The organism is Synechococcus sp. JA-2-3B'a(2-13) (assembly GCF_000013225.1).
Classification (GTDB): Bacteria; Cyanobacteriota; Cyanobacteriia; order Thermostichales; family Thermostichaceae; genus Thermostichus.
Map to the genome: position 1 here is coordinate 2376096 of NC_007776.1, position 16933 is coordinate 2393028.

16 protein-coding genes and 1 pseudogene are annotated in these 16933 nt (G+C 57.3%); 6 read left to right on the forward strand and 11 right to left on the reverse strand.

The features are described 5' to 3' along the window. Positions 1-35 precede the first annotated feature (35 nt). Entirely contained in the window at positions 36-1409 is a 1374-nt protein-coding gene (locus CYB_RS10820) for a di-heme oxidoredictase family protein (protein ID WP_011433844.1), read from the forward strand. On the opposite strand, the gene CYB_RS10825 is transcribed toward CYB_RS10820, so the two are convergent. Then, a complete protein-coding gene (locus CYB_RS10825) occupies positions 1406-2080 on the reverse strand; it encodes a Fe2+-dependent dioxygenase (protein WP_011431398.1) in 675 nt (224 codons plus the stop codon). The two genes, CYB_RS10820 and CYB_RS10825, sit on opposite strands and share 4 nt — an antisense overlap. Positions 2081-2213: 133 nt before the next feature. Here CYB_RS10825 and CYB_RS10830 point away from each other — a divergent pair, with 133 nt between their 5' ends. After that, positions 2214-3101, forward strand: coding sequence for a TVP38/TMEM64 family protein (locus tag CYB_RS10830; protein WP_228375352.1), 888 nt, complete (start codon positions 2214-2216; stop codon positions 3099-3101). Here CYB_RS10830 and CYB_RS10835 read toward each other — a convergent pair. Then, positions 3098-3430, reverse strand: a complete 333-nt coding sequence (locus CYB_RS10835; protein WP_011433845.1) for a cupin domain-containing protein — start codon at positions 3428-3430, stop codon at positions 3098-3100. The two genes, CYB_RS10830 and CYB_RS10835, sit on opposite strands and share 4 nt — an antisense overlap. Beyond that, the gene (locus CYB_RS10840; protein ID WP_011431400.1) at positions 3430-4206 is read right to left on the reverse strand and encodes an SAM-dependent methyltransferase; all 777 of its coding nucleotides are present in this window, start codon (positions 4204-4206) and stop codon (positions 3430-3432) included. The genes CYB_RS10835 and CYB_RS10840 overlap by 1 nt, the downstream gene beginning before the upstream one ends. 11 nt (positions 4207-4217) lie before the next feature. Here CYB_RS10840 and CYB_RS14960 point away from each other — a divergent pair. Continuing rightward, positions 4218-4334 (forward strand): annotated as a pseudogene (locus CYB_RS14960) (IS630 family transposase); the annotation flags it as partial. Positions 4335-4448: 114 nt separating this feature from the next. Here the strand turns inward: CYB_RS14960 and CYB_RS10845 are convergent. Further along, the gene (locus CYB_RS10845; protein ID WP_011431401.1) at positions 4449-5111 is read right to left on the reverse strand and encodes a DUF3386 domain-containing protein; all 663 of its coding nucleotides are present in this window, start codon (positions 5109-5111) and stop codon (positions 4449-4451) included. Positions 5112-5437: 326 nt separating this feature from the next. Here CYB_RS10845 and mutL point away from each other — a divergent pair, with 326 nt between their 5' ends. Together mutL and CYB_RS10855 are read left to right on the forward strand one after the other, a co-directional pair. After that, a complete protein-coding gene (gene mutL, locus CYB_RS10850) occupies positions 5438-7186 on the forward strand; it encodes a DNA mismatch repair endonuclease MutL (RefSeq protein WP_011433846.1) in 1749 nt (582 codons plus the stop codon). Positions 7187-7222: 36 nt separating this feature from the next. Then, the gene (locus tag CYB_RS10855) at positions 7223-8074 is read left to right on the forward strand and encodes a vitamin K epoxide reductase family protein (RefSeq protein ID WP_011433847.1); all 852 of its coding nucleotides are present in this window, start codon (positions 7223-7225) and stop codon (positions 8072-8074) included. Here CYB_RS10855 and CYB_RS10860 read toward each other — a convergent pair. From CYB_RS10860 to CYB_RS10880, 5 genes are all read right to left on the reverse strand, one after another. Beyond that, the gene (locus CYB_RS10860; protein WP_011433848.1) at positions 8050-9144 is read right to left on the reverse strand and encodes a GGDEF domain-containing response regulator; all 1095 of its coding nucleotides are present in this window, start codon (positions 9142-9144) and stop codon (positions 8050-8052) included. The two genes, CYB_RS10855 and CYB_RS10860, sit on opposite strands and share 25 nt — an antisense overlap. Positions 9145-9210: 66 nt before the next feature. Beyond that, the gene (gene btpA / locus CYB_RS10865; RefSeq protein WP_011433849.1) at positions 9211-10098 is read right to left on the reverse strand and encodes a photosystem I biogenesis protein BtpA; all 888 of its coding nucleotides are present in this window, start codon (positions 10096-10098) and stop codon (positions 9211-9213) included. A 31-nt stretch (positions 10099-10129) separates the two neighbouring features. Continuing rightward, complete coding sequence (locus CYB_RS10870; protein WP_011433850.1) at positions 10130-11275, reverse strand: quinone-dependent dihydroorotate dehydrogenase; 1146 nt, start codon at positions 11273-11275, stop codon at positions 10130-10132. A 127-nt stretch (positions 11276-11402) separates the two neighbouring features. Continuing rightward, positions 11403-12704, reverse strand: coding sequence for an O-antigen ligase family protein (locus CYB_RS10875; RefSeq protein ID WP_011433851.1), 1302 nt, complete (start codon positions 12702-12704; stop codon positions 11403-11405). Continuing rightward, positions 12704-13087 (reverse strand): 2Fe-2S iron-sulfur cluster-binding protein, encoded by a 384-nt coding sequence (locus tag CYB_RS10880; protein WP_011433852.1) that lies wholly within the window; start codon positions 13085-13087, stop codon positions 12704-12706. Before CYB_RS10880 ends, CYB_RS10875 begins: the two co-directional genes overlap by 1 nt. A gap of 197 nt (positions 13088-13284) precedes the next feature. Here CYB_RS10880 and CYB_RS10885 point away from each other — a divergent pair, with 197 nt between their 5' ends. Continuing rightward, positions 13285-13728, forward strand: a complete 444-nt coding sequence (locus CYB_RS10885) for a phosphomannose isomerase type II C-terminal cupin domain (protein ID WP_011433853.1) — start codon at positions 13285-13287, stop codon at positions 13726-13728. Positions 13729-13778: 50 nt separating this feature from the next. Here CYB_RS10885 and CYB_RS10890 read toward each other — a convergent pair whose 3' ends face one another. After that, positions 13779-16160 carry a M48 family metalloprotease gene (locus tag CYB_RS10890; RefSeq protein ID WP_011433854.1) on the reverse strand — a complete coding sequence of 794 codons (2382 nt, stop codon included), beginning with the start codon at positions 16158-16160 and terminating at the stop codon, positions 13779-13781. Between the two features lie 202 nt (positions 16161-16362). Then, entirely contained in the window at positions 16363-16809 is a 447-nt protein-coding gene (locus tag CYB_RS10895) for a Fur family transcriptional regulator (RefSeq protein ID WP_011433855.1), read from the reverse strand. Between the last annotated feature and the right edge of the window lie 124 nt (positions 16810-16933).

Genomic DNA, 16933 nt, shown 5'->3' on the forward strand with positions numbered 1-16933 from the left:
CCAAAAGAGCTGAGTTGCCGATATTTTGATAGCCGATGCGTCGTCTTCTCCAGATTTTCATGCTGGGATTGGCCTCTCTTTGGGCGGCGAGCTTTCTGGCTTTCCCCGCTGCCCCAGAGGGATCCCAGCCATTGCCCCCTCGAGCGGGTGGCGAAACAACCCTTTGGAACCGCACCTCAACAGCCTACGAGCAGCCGGCTCCCAACTTGGATCCCCGCTGGGCCAGGTTGCATGCCCTGGGGGACATCGCCTTTGAGGCTCGCTTCGTCACCGCTCCGGCGCCTGTTAACCCCGGCCTTGGGCCTCTGTTCAACAACAACTCCTGCGCCGGTTGTCATGTTAAAAACGGCCGAGGTTTTCCTGACAAGGGGCAGCGGGTCGTCAGAGTCAGCCAGGTTGGATCCCTGGATAGAAGCGGGGATCCCCAGCCTTTTGGATGGGAGGCCATTGCTCCTCATAGCAACACTCCCCCTGTGGCCGGCATCGGCACGCAGGTTCAAGAAAAGGCCGTTCGGGGCTATCGGCCAGAGGCCAAGGTGGAGTTGCACTGGGTAGAGCAGACCAGAGAGTACGCCGACGGAACTCCCTACAGGCTGCGTTCTCCTGTTGTAAAGCTGTTAACTCTGGAGGGATCGCCCATCGATCCTGTCCTCATCTCCCTGCGGATCCCCCAGCCGGTGTTTGGAGCGGGCCTACTGGAGGCCGTTCCCGCTTCTAGGATCCTGGCAGCAGCCGATCCTGACGACGCCGATGGGGATGGCATCTCTGGCCGCCCCAACTTGGTTTGGGATCAAGAGCAGCAGCGTCTGGTGCTGGGACGGTTTGGTTGGAAAGCCAATACCCCCAACCTCAGGCAACAAACTGCGGCCGCCTACGCCAACGACATGGGTGTCACGAATCCTCTTTTTCCGGCCGCGGATGGCAGCCAAGATATCGACGAGGCCACTCTCCAAGCGACAACCGTTTACGTGCAAACCCTGGCCGTGCCTGGCCGCGCCCTTTGGCAGGATCCCCAAGTTCAGCGAGGGGAAAAGCTCTTCGTCCAAGCCCAATGCGCCAAGTGTCACCGACCAGAGCTACAAACCGGCATTCATGAGATCCCTGCCCTGGCCAACCAAGTCATCCACCCCTACACCGATTTGCTGTTGCATGACATGGGCGAAGGACTAGCAGATGGCCGCGCTGACTTCGAGGCCACGGGCCGAGAATGGCGCACCCCCCCTTTGTGGGGCATCGGCTTGTCGCAGACAGTTCTGCCCTCCTCCGGCTATTTGCACGATGGCCGCGCCCGCAGCCTCGAGGAGGCCATTCTCTGGCATGGGGGAGAAGCTGAACGCTCCCGCGAGATCTTTAAAAATATGGCTGCTGAAGACAGAGAAGCCCTGCTCTATTTTCTTCGATCCCTCTAGAGCTCTGCCCATTTCCGCAGCAGGTTCGCGTAAACTTTGGAGATCAAATCAAAGTGGCGTGTCTTGCCCGATTCCTGAAACATCTGCTGCCGCACAGTCTGTAAATCAAAGAGGATCTCGCGTTCTTGCGGATCCCTAATTAGGCTTTGAACCCAACTGACGGCAGCATAGCGGATCCCACGGGTTACAGGCTCAACTCGGTGCAAGGTGGAAGCAGGATAGAGGATCAAAGCACCCGCCGGCAGCTTGTAGGCTTGCTCCCCCTCGCTACTCTCGATCTTCAGCTCACCGCCATCATAGTCTTCAGGGGCACTTAGAAATAGCGTAAAGGAAATATCCGTGCGCATCAGCTGATGCCGATCGAGCATCAGCGCATCGTCGGTATGAGTGCCATAGGACATTCCCGCTTCGTAGCAGCTAATTAAAATGGAATGAATGAGCTTGGGCCGGGCAGCCATCTGGAACAACAAATTACGCTCTAGAGCTGCCAAGATAATCTCCTCTATCTTCCGTTGCTGAAGGGATCCCTTTGGCATTTGCCTATTGTTTTTGACAAGCCTGGCATTCCAGCCTGCCGTCAGAGCACCATCCACAAATTCAGCATCGGCTATGAGGGACAGAATCTGTTGCAATTCTGCTAAACTAAGAACATCGCCAATACACAAGATCATTATCAACCTCTAAAAAGCAAAATACATGACACCTTCTACACTAGCAAAACAAGCCTTATGAAAATCATGCCTACTTCGAGCATCCCTCGGAAACCTTAAGCATCTAGCAGAGAAAGTAGAGATCTTTTGCCCTATGCAGCCACCTTCTGGTATTCGACAAAAAGAGCTCTGCGAGCTATTGGGCTTAGACTACAAGGCTGTTGCCACCGAGGCAAAGCGTCTGGGCTTGAGCACACATGCCTATCTGCAACAGAAAACAGGTTGGATCCTGAAGGATGAACTCTATTATCCGCCCGGCACTACCTTTGACAAGTCAGCAGATGGCGAGTCAGTAGGATCGTCCCCTACCCCCTCAGAGGATTTGTCCTCTAGCAGCAAAATCAATTCCAGAAAAAGGAAAGACATCCTCTCACTGCTGTTGTTGCTTGTTGTCCTGTTAGCTGCCATCTTGCTGGCCCGTCGCTTAGATCCAGAGGCAACTCGAGAATTTATAGCAAAACTAGGCCCCTGGGCACCCCTTGCCCTGATTGGATTACGCTCCCTGAGTATTATTATTCCTGCCATACCCAGCACCCTTTACTCCATCTTGGCAGGAGCCCTCTTTGGATTTGGATCGGGAATCCTTTACATTGCAATTGCTGATTTTATCTCTTGTACACTTAACTTCTACCTAGCCAGAAAGTTTGGTAGAGACCTAGTACAGCGAGTAGTTGGGCGACAATGGATGTACAAAGTCGATGCCCTTTCAGCTAACTATCTGGAAAACAATATTTTTCTTACAGCTGGTTTTTTAATGACGGGCCTATTCGACTTTGTCGCCTACGCCGCCGGCCTAACCCAAATAAAATGGCAGAACTTTCTTCTCGCCCTAGCTTTGGGCATTGCCGTCTCTACACCCCCAGTAGTGGCTCTGGGGGCAGGGATCCTAGAGCAGGGAAGGTGGCTGCTGGGCTTTGCTTTGCTGGGAATGTTTGCTTTGGCGATGTTAAGCGGCTGGCTGAGTAAAAGGCGGCGTTCTTAACTTGCCTTTGATAAAGTCAGAACAAAAGCAAGGTCAGCAGTGGCTTCTAACTCATGGGGAACATTTGCCGAAATTAAGACAAATATGCCCGGAGATAGAGAGATCTTCTCACCTGCAAGGGTTAAGACTCCAGTTCCTTCAATGACGTGGAGAGTAGCGTCCCTTGTGGAGGTATGCTCGGAAATACTTGTGCCTCCCGCCATACAGAAAAGAGTATGTTGGCAGACTTCACTTTTCCAAATGATCTTGCTGAGAACTCCTTCCACAGAATAAGCAATGTGATCTTTGAGCTGCAAAAAAGGTGACTCAGGGGAGACAAGAGACATCATTAAGCCTCCTTCTTGGCAATCAGTATGATGTAGCCTAGGTTATTTCGATATCGGCTAAAGATTTGCTTCATAGATAAGATCCGCTGCCGGATTACAGGACGTGTAAGCACATTCCACACCATAGTTAAGAGCGTCGGCAATCCTTCCTCTGTAGCAATAGCAACGGGATTGAGCAAAGTTAAGGGGCCGGTGGCATACTGGACAACCGTAAGATTTGCTTGCTGAACAGTTGCAAGCCAGCTGTCAGTAGATAAAGGATTGGCATTGACATGGATTACGGAGGATAACTCCTTGCGGATAGCGTCGCTGTTGGATCCCTCAACTCGCAGCTCATGGCTGAGGAACTTACCCCCTGGCTTGAGGCAATTGTAAATCCCTGACAAAATCTTAGATTTTCCTGCATCGGACTGCATTGTTAAAATAGCTTCCGCCAAGACATAGTCAAATTTCTGATCGATTTGATCTAGGTGAAAGATATCGCCCTCGAGGATCTCAACTTGGCCGGCTAGCCCTGCTGCAGAAACATTAGCGCGAGTGCGAGCAATGTTATCTGGATTTTTCTCAATGCCGGTAACATGTATGCCATAGCGCTTTGCCAATCGAATAGCCGTGTAGCCAAGGCCTGAGGCAAGTTCCAGCACAGTTTCTCCTCGACGGAACTCGGCAAACTTGAAGAGCCGTTCGGTAGCGCCAAAGCCCCCCGGTCGAAGTGCCTTTTTACCTGCCGCAGCCAGTACCTGGTGTCCAGGTGCATTTTTTAAGTCCAGCTTAGACATAGGTAACTCCAAAGCTTTGCAGAATTGGGAAATATAGCATGGAGCAGATAGTGAAGACTTCTTTACTACTGATCAATCCATCCTCCTTCCGAAGTTGGTTTGCTAAGTGCTGCTATTGTACCCCTTGAGTCCTTGACAGGCTGTACCCTGTGGCCATCTGTTTTGAGCTTGGCTGTGAGCAACTCATCACCTTCTATAATGAGAGATGCCCACAGCCGCAAAGAAAAACTTATTTTTCTCAGCTATTCGAAAAATCGAATATTAGAGAAGAGGAAAAGTTGAGGGGATGAACTTTTTTGGCCATCCTGCTCTTCCCAAATTCTTCTCTCAACCAGAATCCAATACCGACCTATTTTTTGATAACGATCTTCGTAGATCATCTTTGCTTGAGTTTTTTCTCCAGTTCCTGGGCTACAATACTCAGCAGTGTAGTGAGTGGGTAGGTAGCCCTCACCTGTATCGTAAAACTCTTGAACTGAGACTGTAATTGTCCGATTGGCAAGATGGCGATGTACCATTTGAATGTGCTTGCCCTGAACCCAGTACCTATCGGTAGAAGATAAGCCCGAAACAAGAACTTCAGTGATGTCTGAATTTTGTGGCTCTCCATAGGCAAAGGTGTGGCCACCGTGTTCCTCGTCGAAGGAATGACGAACGCGATGCACCATGACTTCCCACATCTGTTCCCGTATTTTCTGGCGGATCTCCTCGTCCTCGACGCCGGCAACATCGATCTTCATGTTGCGGTCAATACTCACAACTCCTGAGAAGGAGAGGCTGCTGTCACCTTCTTTGGGAAAGTAGGTTATCTCAGCTCGGTAGCCAGGAAAGTCTTTGTCCCAGGTGTAGCGATTCTCAAAAGCCTCCTTGAATAGCTCTCGGGCCGGAGCTTGCTGTGCTGCCATAATCTCCTCCTTAATGAGAAATTTTACTATTTAAATCCTAGTAGAGGCTGATGGCTGGCCTTGGGATTTTAAGGTTTCCTTATGACTGGCCACCCGCTCAGCTCTCTTGTTCTCGAAATTTCTCGAAGTTCTTGGCGGTTACCGATGGGCAGGAAGGCGGAACCTCAATCCTTCACTTGGCCTGAGGGGAGCCTTGAAGTTAATGAAAACCATTGGCAAGGCGCTGTCCACTGGCAACAGAGGGAGAGAGCTAAGCTAAAGCTCGGCGCTGTTGGCCTTTTGGCGACAAGCTGGCAGGAAGAGAGTCTGCTTTCTCAACTCACTCCATGTCCAAAATCCAACCCCTGAACCCAGAGCGGATCGCCCAGATGGCCGCGGGAGAGGTGATCGACTCGCTGGGGGCTGCTCTGCGAGAATTGCTGGAAAATGCCCTCGATGCTCAGGCCACCCGCATTCAGGTGGAGATCTGGCCCAGCCGCTGGCAGGTGCGGGTGGCCGATAACGGCCAAGGGATCCCCGCTTCGGAGCTGGAGCAGGTGGCCCGTCGCCACACCACCAGCAAGTTGGACGGTTGCAGCCTGGGGTTTCGGGGCGAAGCCTTGCACAGCCTGGCCCGGCTGGGATCCCTGGCTATCCAAACCCGCCACGTTTCTGATGCTCACGGCTGGCTGGCCGCCTACGACCGACAGGGGGAGCTGATCCACAAGCAGCCGGCAGCCACTGCCTTGGGAACGGTGGTCACGGTTGCGGATTTGTTTGCCGACTGGCCTCTGCGCCGTCGGGCCTTGCCCCAAACTCGCCCGCTCCTGACCCTGGTGCAGAATGCAGCCCTAGCCCATCCCTGGGTCAGTTGGCAGGTGCATCAGGAAGGGCAATTGCTGCTCAGCCTCTGGCCGGGAAAATCTCTGCAAGATCTGCTGCTGCAGGTGTTGCCGCAGGTGGATCCCACGGATCTGCGCTATCGGCGGATCCAGGATGGGGATAGCGATTGGGAAGTGGTGCTGGGCCTGCCGGATCGCCTGCATCGCCCCCACCCCGATTGGATCCGTGTGGCCGTAAACGGACGGTTTGTGCAGATGCCCGACTGGCAACGGCTGATCCAGTCGGTTTTTCACCACGCGTTGCCTCGCCACCGTCATCCACTGGTGGTTGTTCACCTGCGCCTGCCCCCAGAGCAGGTGGATTGGAACCGTCATCCTGCCAAAAGCGAGCTCTACCTGGAGAATCTGACGGCCCGCCAGGAGCAGTTGCGCCAACACCTGCACTCCCTTCTGCAATTGGGATCCGGGCAAGCCAGCCGCCGCTCTGTGCATCTGATCCGGGCCAGCGAGGCCAAGGTGGTCTATCGAGTCTCGCCCGATTTTCAGAGCCATCTTCCTCCCTCTGACCGCCCAACTTCTCCCTTGCCTCCCCTCAGGGCGCTGGCCCAACTGCATCGGATCTACATCTTGGCGGAGCATCCCCAGGGGCTATGGCTGGTGGAGCAGCACCTGGCCCACGAGCGAGTTCGCTACGAGTACATCCGGCAGCATTGGCAACTGGTAGCACCGGAGACGCCCATAACGCTGCAAGGACTATCGCCCCAAGCCCTGGAGCGGTTGGAGCAGTTGGGGCTGGAGCCAGAACCCTTTGGCCCCAATACCCATCTCATTCGACGCATCCCTCTGGCTTTAGGGTCGGAAGATCCGGAAGAGGTACAGGGATCCCTGCTGGAGCTCAGTGGTTGTCAAGATTTGCAGGCAGCCCAGGTAACAGTGGCCTGTCGTGGCGCCCTGCGCAACGGGATCCCGCTGACCCTGGAGCAGATGCAAAAGCTGTTGGAAGCTTGGCAGCGCACCGCCAATCCCCACACTTGTCCCCATGGCCGACCGGTGTACCTGGCCCTGGCAGAAAGAGATCTAGCCCGCTACTTCCGCCGCCGTTGGGGTCTCTGCGACCGGCCTATCTCCGACTCCAAACTGGGATCCCTGGGGGAGCTGGATCCGCTGGGAGATAGGTTTGCCGCCCAGGTGCGGCGCTCAAGCGGCTCTTCTGCGTCGGAGCCCACGGACGAGGCCAGTTCTGCCCCACTATAATCGGGGGTGTCCAACTGCTGAAACCCCTGAAACGCCATGGCTTCTTATCTCAAACTCAAAGCCCAAGAAGAGACCTGGCTGCAGCGCCATTCCCGTCTGATCTTGGCGATCCTGGCCGGCCTGGGATCCCTGTTGACGGCCTATCTCACCTACACCAAGCTGACGGAGCAGCCCGCCGCCTTCTGCACTGGGGATGGAGGGTGTGACCTGGTGCTCTCCAGCCGTTGGGCAGAGTTTTTGGGGATCCCGACAGCGGCTGTTGGCCTGCTGGGGTTTCTGGGAGTCTTGGCGCTGGCGGTGCTGCCGGATGGGCTCCCATTGGTGAAGCGGTGGCGCTGGCCGGCCCTGTTTGGCTTGGTTTCCGCCATGACCGCCTTTGAGATGTACATGCTTTACCTGATGGTGGCAGTGCTACGGCAATTCTGCATGTACTGCACCACCGCGATCATCTTGGTGGCGGGGCTGGGGCTGGTGACCGTGCTGGGCCACCGCTGGCTGGATGGGGGCAAGCTGGCCTTCAGCTACATTCTGGTGGCCTTTCTCACATTGGTGACCACGATTGGGGTGTACGCCAACCAAGTTCCCCCGCCTAGCCCCCTGGCGGTAGGGTTAGCAGCCCACCTGCGGCAGATCGGCGGCACCATGTACGGGGCCTATTGGTGCCCCCATTGTCAAGATCAGAAAGAGCTGTTCGGGGCAGCTTTCGACCAAGTGCCCTACGTGGAGTGCTCCCCCAACGGCCCCGGCACTCCCCAAGCTCAAGAATGCACAGAAGCGGGGATCACCAGCTATCCCACCTGGATCATCAATGGCCGCACCTACACAGGCGTTCGCTCTCTGGAAGCCTTGGCGGTGGCCTCTGGCTATCCGCTGGAAGAGGGCAGATAAACCCCTGGAGTCGGGATGAGGATGTGAACTCGGTTGCGCCCTGCCTGCTTGGCCTGGTAGAGCGCGCTATCCGCCTGCTGCAAGGCGGTTTCCGGTTCTGGGCAGTAGTCTTCGCTGAGCACGATCCCACCGATGCTGATGGTAACAGGCAGGCTGCGCTTGGGGGAGATGTCAATGGGCCGTTTGGCGATAGCCTGCCGCAGAGACTCTGCGTAGCGACCGCAGCGGGGGGGGCTAAGCCCGGGCGTAACGCAAACAAATTCTTCCCCACCATAGCGGTAGAGCAGGCTGGAGGGCCGCAGTTGATTTTGCAGCCGCCCGACGATGGCCTGCAGCACACAGTCGCCAATGTAGTGGCCGTAGCTGTCGTTGACCTGCTTGAAATGATCCACATCCATCATCAGCAGGCAGAGATAGCGGTAGCGAGCCTCCCCGCGGGGCCCCACCTGCTTGAGCAAATGGGGCAGCGCCTGATCCAGAGCTCGCCGGTTCAACGCCCCGGTCAAGGGATCCGTCAAAGACAAAGACTCCAACAACTCATTGCGGGCTCGCAATTGCCGGTTGGCCTGGGCCAAAGCTTGGGTGAGCCGCTGGAGACGTAACCCTGCCCGCACCCGCGCCCGCAGCTCCTCGGGATCGACCGGCTTGGTGATGAATTCATCCGCCCCCGCATCCAGCCCCTCTACCCGAGCCTCAACTTCAGAACGGGACGTGAGCAAAATGAAATAGACGAACTGCCCTGCTGCGGATCCCTTGAGACGGCAACAGAACTCTACCCCCGACATCTCAGGCATGACCCAGTCGCAGATCACCATGTCGGGCCACTCGCTCTCTTCCAAGCTTTGCAAGGGATCCCAAGCTGCTCGGGCGCTTTCCCAGCTTTCCACGTAGTACTGAGAGCCTTTGAGAACATTGATAATGTAGCAACGAACCACTGGGTCATCATCAACAACCCAAATGCGGGGGGTGCGAGCCGGAACAGAGCTCCAAAAGGCTTCTTCTGCAGGCCCAAGAGCCGAACCAGAAGGGTGGTATACAGAATCCAAGCCCTCCAGATCAAGGGACGACATAGTCTGATGACATAGTCTAAAGAGGAGCGCTCCATTGCAGCCAGATCCCAATCCTAGCGCCAACGGCTAGTTGGAACCAGAGCCGGGAGCGGCCAGACAAGCATGGTTGGAGGCCCGCTCACGGAGCGCAAGGTGCAGTGCTTCCACAAACTGCCGCACCCGAATCGGGTCGATCATGGGAAAGGGATCCGAATAGCCTGCCGGCATGCCTGCGGAACGGGAAGACCGCTTCAGAGAACTGGCCACAATTACTCCATCTGCCCGCCGGATCAGGCTGCCGATGTTTTCAGCAGTAGCCCCCGAGCCGATGAGCAGCGGCACCTGAGGAGCAACTTTGCGGGCCAGCTCCAGCTCCTCCAGAAGGGGTGGCTTGCCGGTGGCCCAACCGGAAAGGATGATGGCATCGGCCAGGCCGCGCTCCACCGTGTCGGTAATAGCCGCATCCAGGCTGATGGGACTTAGGGGTTGAGCGTGTTTCACCAGCACATCGGCGAAAATCTTGATATTAGCCCCCAGCTCCCGGCGATAGCGCAGCAGGCGGTAGGCATTCCCCTCGATAATGCCTTGGTCGGTCACCATCGCCCCGCAGAGCACATTCACCCGGATGAACTGCGCCCCCACGCAGGCGGCAATTGCCAGAGCACTGCAGCCATCGTTGCGCAAGACATTGATCCCAACCGGCAGCGAGACCAGGGTTTTCAGCCGCTGGACGATGACGGTCATGGCGCTGACCACCGCTGCGTCCACCCGATCCTTGGCAAAGGGGGCATCGTAAAAGTTCTCGACAAGGATCCCGTCTACCCCTCCTGCAGCCAGGGCAGTAGCTGCCTGTTCTGCCTGAGCGATCACCCATTCCAAGTCCCCCCCCCAACGGGGTGAGGTGGGCAGCGGCAACAAATGAACCACCCCAATGACCGGATGGGGGGTTTTGAAGAGGTGTTGCAGCAGGTTCACCGGCAAGCTTCCTCAGGGATCCCTAACGATCTTACGCCTGGATCTGACCCACAGGGGTATTCTCTGGGGGAAGTGTAACATCAGGGCTGGGGGGAGAAGAGCGGGCTAGGCCTCGGAGCAATTGCGGCACCATACCCGGCCCTTCGTAAACCCAGCCGGTGTAGACCTGCAGCAGGCTGGCTCCCGCTTCCAGTTTCTCCAAGGCGTCGGCCAAGGTGAAGATGCCCCCCACTCCGATGATGGGCAATTTTCCTTGGGTGGAGCGGTGGATGTAGCGGATGACTTGGGTGGAACGCTCCCGCAAGGGGGCACCGCTGATCCCGCCGGCTTCTGCAAGGATTGGCCTAGACTCCGCTGGTGCGAAGGGGATCCCGCGGCCAGGCAGGAAACGGGTTTTCAGGTTATCGCGGCGGAGGGTGGTGTTGGTGGCCACGATCCCGGCCAGTTGATGGTCTTGGGCCAGCTCCAGGATGCTGTCGATGTCGGGCCAGTCCAGATCGGGGGCGATCTTCACCAGGAGGGGTTTTCGCTTCTGATTTTCCCGCTGTAAGGCAGATAGGATGGGCTCCAGTTGCTCAGCAGCCTGCAGGGATCGCAGCCCCGGCGTGTTGGGGGAGCTGACGTTGACCACAAAGTAGTCCCCCAGATCCTGGAGCAGCCGGAAGCTGGCCAGGTAATCGGCAGCCGCTTCTTCCAGAGGGGTGATTTTGGCTTTGCCCAGGTTAATTCCAATGGGGATGGGACGTTGCTGTAGCCGGCGCAACCGTTCCGCCAGAGCCGCCGCCCCTTGGTTGTTAAAGCCCATGCGGTTGAGGGCGGCGCGATCTTGGGGCAGTTGAAACAGGCGAGGTTTGGGGTTGCCCGGTTGGGGCTGAGGAGTGATGGTGCCCACCTCTACAAAACCAAATCCTAGGCTGGGCCAGACGCCCAGAGCCAGGCCATCTTTGTCGAAGCCCGCAGCCAATCCAAGGGGATTGGGAAAGGTAAGGCCCCACAGCGACACCGCTAGCCGGGGATCCCGGTAGCAAAACAGTCGCTCCAGAGCCGATAGGATCCCGGTGGCCTGGGTGGCATCGATCCAATGCAAGGCGCGCAGCAGGCCCATCTTGACCGCTTCCGGGTCGGCTCTCAGCCCAGAAAAAAGCAGAGGCCACAACACATCTCGGTACAGGTTCACCACAAGGATTTCCTACGGGTGGGAACCCATGGATTTTGGATTTACTGCTAGGTCAAGAGTCATTCCCTATTGCCAGGCAGCGCCGACGCCCATGGTGGGGCATTCAACCGTGACCCCCTTGGGAAAGCTATCCCAGATCTTGGTTGCATTGGCCCTTTGTCGAGCGCTGCTCGAGGCTGGCTCCCCAAACTGCCCCCAACAGCAAGGTTACCAACAGGTGGATGCGGCCATCCAACATCACCACATCCAAAAGCCCTGAGGCAAAAAACGCCGTCAAGGCCAGCAGCATCCCCAGCAGGACACTTTCTTGAGAGCGCCGCCAAGCATGCCATCCCCGCGCCAAAATCCAGCCCCACAGGATCAGATGGCCCAGCAACAGCGGGATCCCACCCTCGGCTGCCAGGTGTAGGTACAGATTGTGGCAATGGCCCAGCAGCTCCGGCGGCTCCTGAGCATTATAAAGGGCGGCAAAGCTCTGCCAGCCCCAGCCCGTCAAAGGCCGCTCTCGCGCCATCTGCAGGGCAAAGTGCCAGGCATCCAGACGGTTAGCGGTGGAACTAAAATGGAGCGCCTGGGGATCGAAGGTGTCTGCCAGACGGCTCCAAATCAATCGGGGCACTACGGCCCGCCAGCCCGGCCAATCCCAAGCAGCAGCCAAACCAGCCAACCCTATGCCGACCAAGATCCCGATCCCCCACCAACAGCGCCGCAGGGCCAGCCCCATCATCAGCGCCAGCCCCCCCACTCCCCAGCCGTTGCGAGAGGCTGTCAGCAGCAACAAGAGGGATCCCAGCCCCAGCACAGCTCCCAGCCCTACTGCCTGTGGCCAGTCTCTATCGGCTCGATCCAGCCACAGCCCTGCCGCCAAACACAGGTGGATCACCAGGTAGATGGCCAGGATATTGGGGGAAGTAAAAGCTGCCGCCGGTCGCTCTCCCCCGGCAACCCCCGTGATCCAAACCGGCCCCAAGAAGAAGTGCCCCTGCCATTCCCACAGCACTTCTCCCCAACCCAAAAGCAGCATCAGCCCGCTGCCCAACACCAACATCTGGGCCAAACGCCGACGGCCTACAGGATGGAACTCCGTCCCGCTACCGCGAGAGGCCAGCGCATCGGCAAAGGCCGGCAGCATCAACAAAAAAGGCCAGTAGTTGAACATCCCCGGCAGGCTCAGTCGCCAATCCTCCCCCCAAAAGGCCACTCCCACCGCAGCCAGGCTCAGGAGAGCCGCCAGTCCAAATAGAGGATCCCGCAGGATCCGGCCACCGCAGCGGGTATAACCCTGAATCGTTCCCACCAAAGCCAACAGCAAGCTGGGGGCTAGATTCACCGGGATCAGCGCCGCTGCTGCCAGCAGCCAGCCCCGCGGTTGAGAGGGCAAGGGATCCGGCGACAGTTGTTGAGATGAAACCGGTGCCGAAGAAGACATCACTCATCCTCGATGGGGATCCCTGGCCTGACCTGCCCCTGGCCGAAGTAGCGCCCAAATTGCAGCTCGTACACCTCATCCTCATCCTGGGTTTCTACCCACAGCTCCGAGCGGGCATAGCCCACGCACAGCAGCCCATACCCCTGCTCCTTCAGCTCCCGCGAGATGCCCATTGCCTCCGGCTGATACAGGGATCCCCGCCGTACCCGCACCGCACAGGTGGTACAGGCGCCGTTGCGACAGGCAAAGGGCAGTTGGATCCCTTGGGCCTCGGCGCTGGCCAAAATGTATTGATCCGCCGGCACCTGGATTAGATAGTGAGTGTCCCGTTGGCGGTCATGGATGTGAACCGGGTAAGAAGGGACAGAAGAGGAAGAACGCATGGGGAAGTGGCCTTTTTGCAGAGCAGAAATCTTTTTCATGATTCCACAGGATTTTAACCACTACCCCACCAAACCTGAACCGGCTGGGGATCCCCAGGAGCTGAAGCCGATCTGTTGGTGGTTCTAAAGATAAACAAACAGACTTCGAGTTGGTTGTTGAGATAAGCTACAGGTAGGCCTCCCAAGGAGAGCATCCCATGCTGGAAACCCCCAATGCCAATCTGGCCTCACCGGAAAAACCTTCGCCTTCCCTCTCTGCCGAAACCCTCAACAAGCTGATCGAGAGCAATGCTGAAAGTCGGCCTTGGGGGAGCTTTACAGTGCTGGAAGAGGGCCCTGGCTACAAAATCAAGCGGATCGTGGTTTTGCCCAAGCATCGCCTCAGCCTGCAGTTGCACTACCATCGCAGCGAACACTGGATCGTCGTTGCCGGCACCGCCAAGGTCACCTGCGGAGATGAAGAAAAGCTCATCACGGCCAACCAATCCACCTACGTGCCCCCTTGCACCAAGCATCGCCTGGAGAACCCTGGCGTCATCCCTCTGGTGATTATCGAGGTGCAAAACGGCCAGTACTTGGGCGAAGACGACATTGTCCGCTTCAGCGACGACTACGCCCGGGTTAACGGTGGGCAAAAGTAGCCAATCCCAATGGCCTAGGCGAGCTCTTCGCTGCTGAGGATCGCGATCCTCTAGAACAGCATCACCAGCAGGGCAACCACTAACAACAGCACAGCCCACATAGCCTGCCAGAAGGGATGGTAGCTGGTGATGAGCTGGCCATGGCGGCTTTGAAAGCGGGCCAGATCCAGGTAAGGGGCCACCCCCCGTCGGAACCACCCCACCGCGGATCCCTCTTGGCCGATTACCCCCCCTGCCTGGCGCGCTCCAAACAGGAAGTTGCCCAGCGGCCCAAAGCGGGAAGCATAGCGCAGGAAGATCATCCCTGTCTCATCCTGGAACTTGAGATCGGAGCCGAAGCGATAGCCCGGATCCCCCCGCCCGATCACCCGCCCCTCCAACTGCATCGGCAACCCGCGCAAGGGGCTGGCGTAGGGATTGCTCATCGCCTTCAGCACGGTCAACGCCGGCGGGTTTTCCAGACTGGGGTACATCACCGTCATCTTCAGCAGCAGGCCCAAGCCCACCCCCATCAGGGTCAGCCCGGCAAACATTTCATAGAAGCCCACCTGCAAGGCTGGGATCCCGAGCAGCGCCCCCACAATCGCCCCCAGCCACTCGGCGTTCAACAGCAGTATATCCAGCAGAAAGTTCCCGTAGAGCTGTTGCCGGTTGAGCTGCTTGCCCTGGGCAACCACGCTGGCCATATCGAACTCCACCGGCAGATCCAGTTGCTCCGCATAGGTGCTCAGCGCCCGTACCCGTTTGCCCGTGAGGGGATGGGTGGAGTTCAGCTCCATCCACCAGGCCCAAGGGTTAAACAGATCCCACAAAAATACCCTGCCCACCTGGCCGGGATCCGAGGCAACCCGGTAGGCCGTCCCTGCCATCACCGCCGCCTTGGCATCGTAGATCCCCAAAGCCCGCGTTCCTTCCAGCAGGCGAGCACTGCGCTGTCGGGTTTCCTCATCCTGTTCCCGCTCTCCCTCTTGCACAATGCCGTAGGCAATTTTCACCAAAGCCCGCGAGAGCCCATTGGGGTTGCCGGTGGTTTCGGCAGCAAAGTGGTCGGCAAAGTACTCCCGCACCCGCGACAGATACAGCAACAAGTAGGAGCCGGCCACATAGAAAAAGTAGGCGACCAAGGCCAGGGAGCGGAGGCTGCCTCTTTTGCCGTTGTCGCGCGCATCCCGCATGTAGACGTAAAGAAGGTAGAGAATCTGCACCAACGTGGAAGCCAGGGTCATGACGGCGAAATCCCAGTGGATCACATGCCCCAGCTCGTGGGCGTAAACTGTAGCCACCTCCTCATCTTCCAAGTAGGTGAACAACCCTTCGCTGACGACGATGCGGGCCGTGTCCGGCAGGCTGCCGTAGGTAAAAGCAGTGGGGTTTTGGTCGCGGATCAGCCCCAGCTTCGGCTGCTTCAGCTTGTACTGGCGGCAAACCCGTTGAATCACCTCTGCACTCTCTGGGCTGCGACGCCCAATTTCCGCCAAGCTTACCCACTCGGTGCCATAGAGGCTGTGCTGGATCCAGTCCATCAGCCAAGGGGACAAAAAGAAGATCAGGGCATTGAAGGCGAGGGTGAGCAGAATGGCGAAGATGAAAGAGCCCAGAGAGAATCCCCCCTCTAAGCTGCCCAAGACGGTCAGGAAAAGCACAAACACCATACCGAACAGCAGGCTCAGGGTCACACCTGAGGCCGCCGTCAGGTTGCCGGCAAAGCTGGCCAACATTAGCGAAACCCCCACCTGAGGGGCGCGGTAGCTGCGCTTGGTTTGTCCGGTTTTGAGACCTGAGGTGGCGGGATCCAATTCCGCTAGGGTGCGGCTGGGGTTGAAGCAATAGCGGCTCAGCCAAACGCTCAATAGACGCAGCTCGTGAGGATTCAGGCTTTTCAGAGGCTCCAGCCACAGGGCTGCCTCCACCGACAGCATCACCGTCGAGACGGTGCTGGGATTGCGAAACAAGGTGGGCAGGAGGGGCAGAACCTCCTGCTTTTGCCCAGAAGTGAGGCTGTGAAAACCCAAAACCGCCTGGCGGAGCAAACCAGGCGGCTGAGGAAGGTCGGCAGTAAGCAACTGGCGATTGCTGACAAAGCAGTAGCGGCTTAGATCCGGACTCTCTGAGAACTCCATCCCGGGATCCCATCTGGTCGTTGTCGGCTCCGGATCCAGCCTCACCTGAGTTTTCCAGTCGGCAGCCTGCTGGCCCATGGGGCGGCTGTAGAGGGCCAACCGTTTGACTTGGGGGTAACGAGTGGGGATTGCCTTTTGGAACCAGGCCGTCAACTCCTCATAGTTGAGAGCAAGGCCGGCAGGACGGTTGATCATAATGACAAGGGCATAAGCCTTGGGGCTGTCCCGGAGCGGTTGGGCTTTGGCCTGTAATCTAAGGTGGGGATTGGCCAGCGCCTGCTCCAGCCACTGCACCACTTCCTGTTCGTTCATGGCCCTCTCCCGGATCTAGTGGGGTGAAGAAGATCAACTATTCATCAACCATTCAACTGTTGCCTCGGTTGCCGACTGCCGATTGGCCTCACGGGAGCTATTCTGGCATTTCCTCCCGTTGACGGGATCCCCATCCTCCTACCAGCCCAGTACAGTTCCCCTTCTGGGAAAGCATGAGAACCTGAGCTTTGGGAATTTTTGGCTACAAAATCGAGCGCTGCCCTTCTGGGCTGATACCAATAATGGTGAGCTGGCAATCCAACACTTTGAAACCGTACTTTTCTGCCACCTTCTGGGTGATGTTAAGAATGGCGTTGTTTTTGAACTCGATCACCTTATTGGTCTTGACGCACACCAGATGGTGGTGGTGGTGGGGGGCCGGCTGGTTGATCTCGTAATGTTTGTGCCCTTCGGTCAGTTCCAGTTCTCGCAAAATGCCCATGCGGGACATCAGCTTGACGGTGCGGTAAATGGTGGAAAGGCTAATGTTGTGGCCTTCTTCCCGCAACTTTTTGTGCAACTCCTCCGCGCTCAGATGCGTGCCCTCAGGCAAGTTTTGAAACGTTTGCAGGATGATCTCCCGCTGCCGAGTGGCTCGCCAGCCTTTGGCATTGAGCTCTGCCTTGAACGCCTCTTCGGTGTAGACCATGATGCCGCCCCTCCGCTGTTGGGCAACGTCGCCGTAACAGTCAATAAGTTCTGTAATTGATAATAACTTCATTTATGACGACACCACCCGACTTGGTTGCTGAAGACATCGTTCAGGCTCAGTT

Excerpts from the sequence above, each read along its gene's own strand:
- CYB_RS10820 (WP_011433844.1), top strand. The coding sequence starts at position 36 with ATGCGTCGTCTTCTCCAGATTTTCATGCTGGGATTGGCCTCTCTTTGG.
- CYB_RS10825 (WP_011431398.1), bottom strand. The coding sequence starts at position 2,080 with ATGATCTTGTGTATTGGCGATGTTCTTAGTTTAGCAGAATTGCAACAG.
- CYB_RS10830 (WP_228375352.1), top strand. The coding sequence starts at position 2,214 with ATGCAGCCACCTTCTGGTATTCGACAAAAAGAGCTCTGCGAGCTATTG.
- CYB_RS10835 (WP_011433845.1), bottom strand. The coding sequence starts at position 3,430 with ATGATGTCTCTTGTCTCCCCTGAGTCACCTTTTTTGCAGCTCAAAGAT.
- CYB_RS10840 (WP_011431400.1), bottom strand. The coding sequence starts at position 4,206 with ATGTCTAAGCTGGACTTAAAAAATGCACCTGGACACCAGGTACTGGCT.
- CYB_RS10845 (WP_011431401.1), bottom strand. The coding sequence starts at position 5,111 with ATGGCAGCACAGCAAGCTCCGGCCCGAGAGCTATTCAAGGAGGCTTTT.
- mutL (WP_011433846.1), top strand. The coding sequence starts at position 5,438 with ATGTCCAAAATCCAACCCCTGAACCCAGAGCGGATCGCCCAGATGGCC.
- CYB_RS10855 (WP_011433847.1), top strand. The coding sequence starts at position 7,223 with ATGGCTTCTTATCTCAAACTCAAAGCCCAAGAAGAGACCTGGCTGCAG.
- CYB_RS10860 (WP_011433848.1), bottom strand. The coding sequence starts at position 9,144 with ATGTCGTCCCTTGATCTGGAGGGCTTGGATTCTGTATACCACCCTTCT.
- CYB_RS10875 (WP_011433851.1), bottom strand. The coding sequence starts at position 12,704 with ATGTCTTCTTCGGCACCGGTTTCATCTCAACAACTGTCGCCGGATCCC.
- CYB_RS10880 (WP_011433852.1), bottom strand. The coding sequence starts at position 13,087 with ATGCGTTCTTCCTCTTCTGTCCCTTCTTACCCGGTTCACATCCATGAC.
- CYB_RS10885 (WP_011433853.1), top strand. The coding sequence starts at position 13,285 with ATGCTGGAAACCCCCAATGCCAATCTGGCCTCACCGGAAAAACCTTCG.
- CYB_RS10890 (WP_011433854.1), bottom strand. The coding sequence starts at position 16,160 with ATGAACGAACAGGAAGTGGTGCAGTGGCTGGAGCAGGCGCTGGCCAAT.
- CYB_RS10895 (WP_011433855.1), bottom strand. The coding sequence starts at position 16,809 with ATGGTCTACACCGAAGAGGCGTTCAAGGCAGAGCTCAATGCCAAAGGC.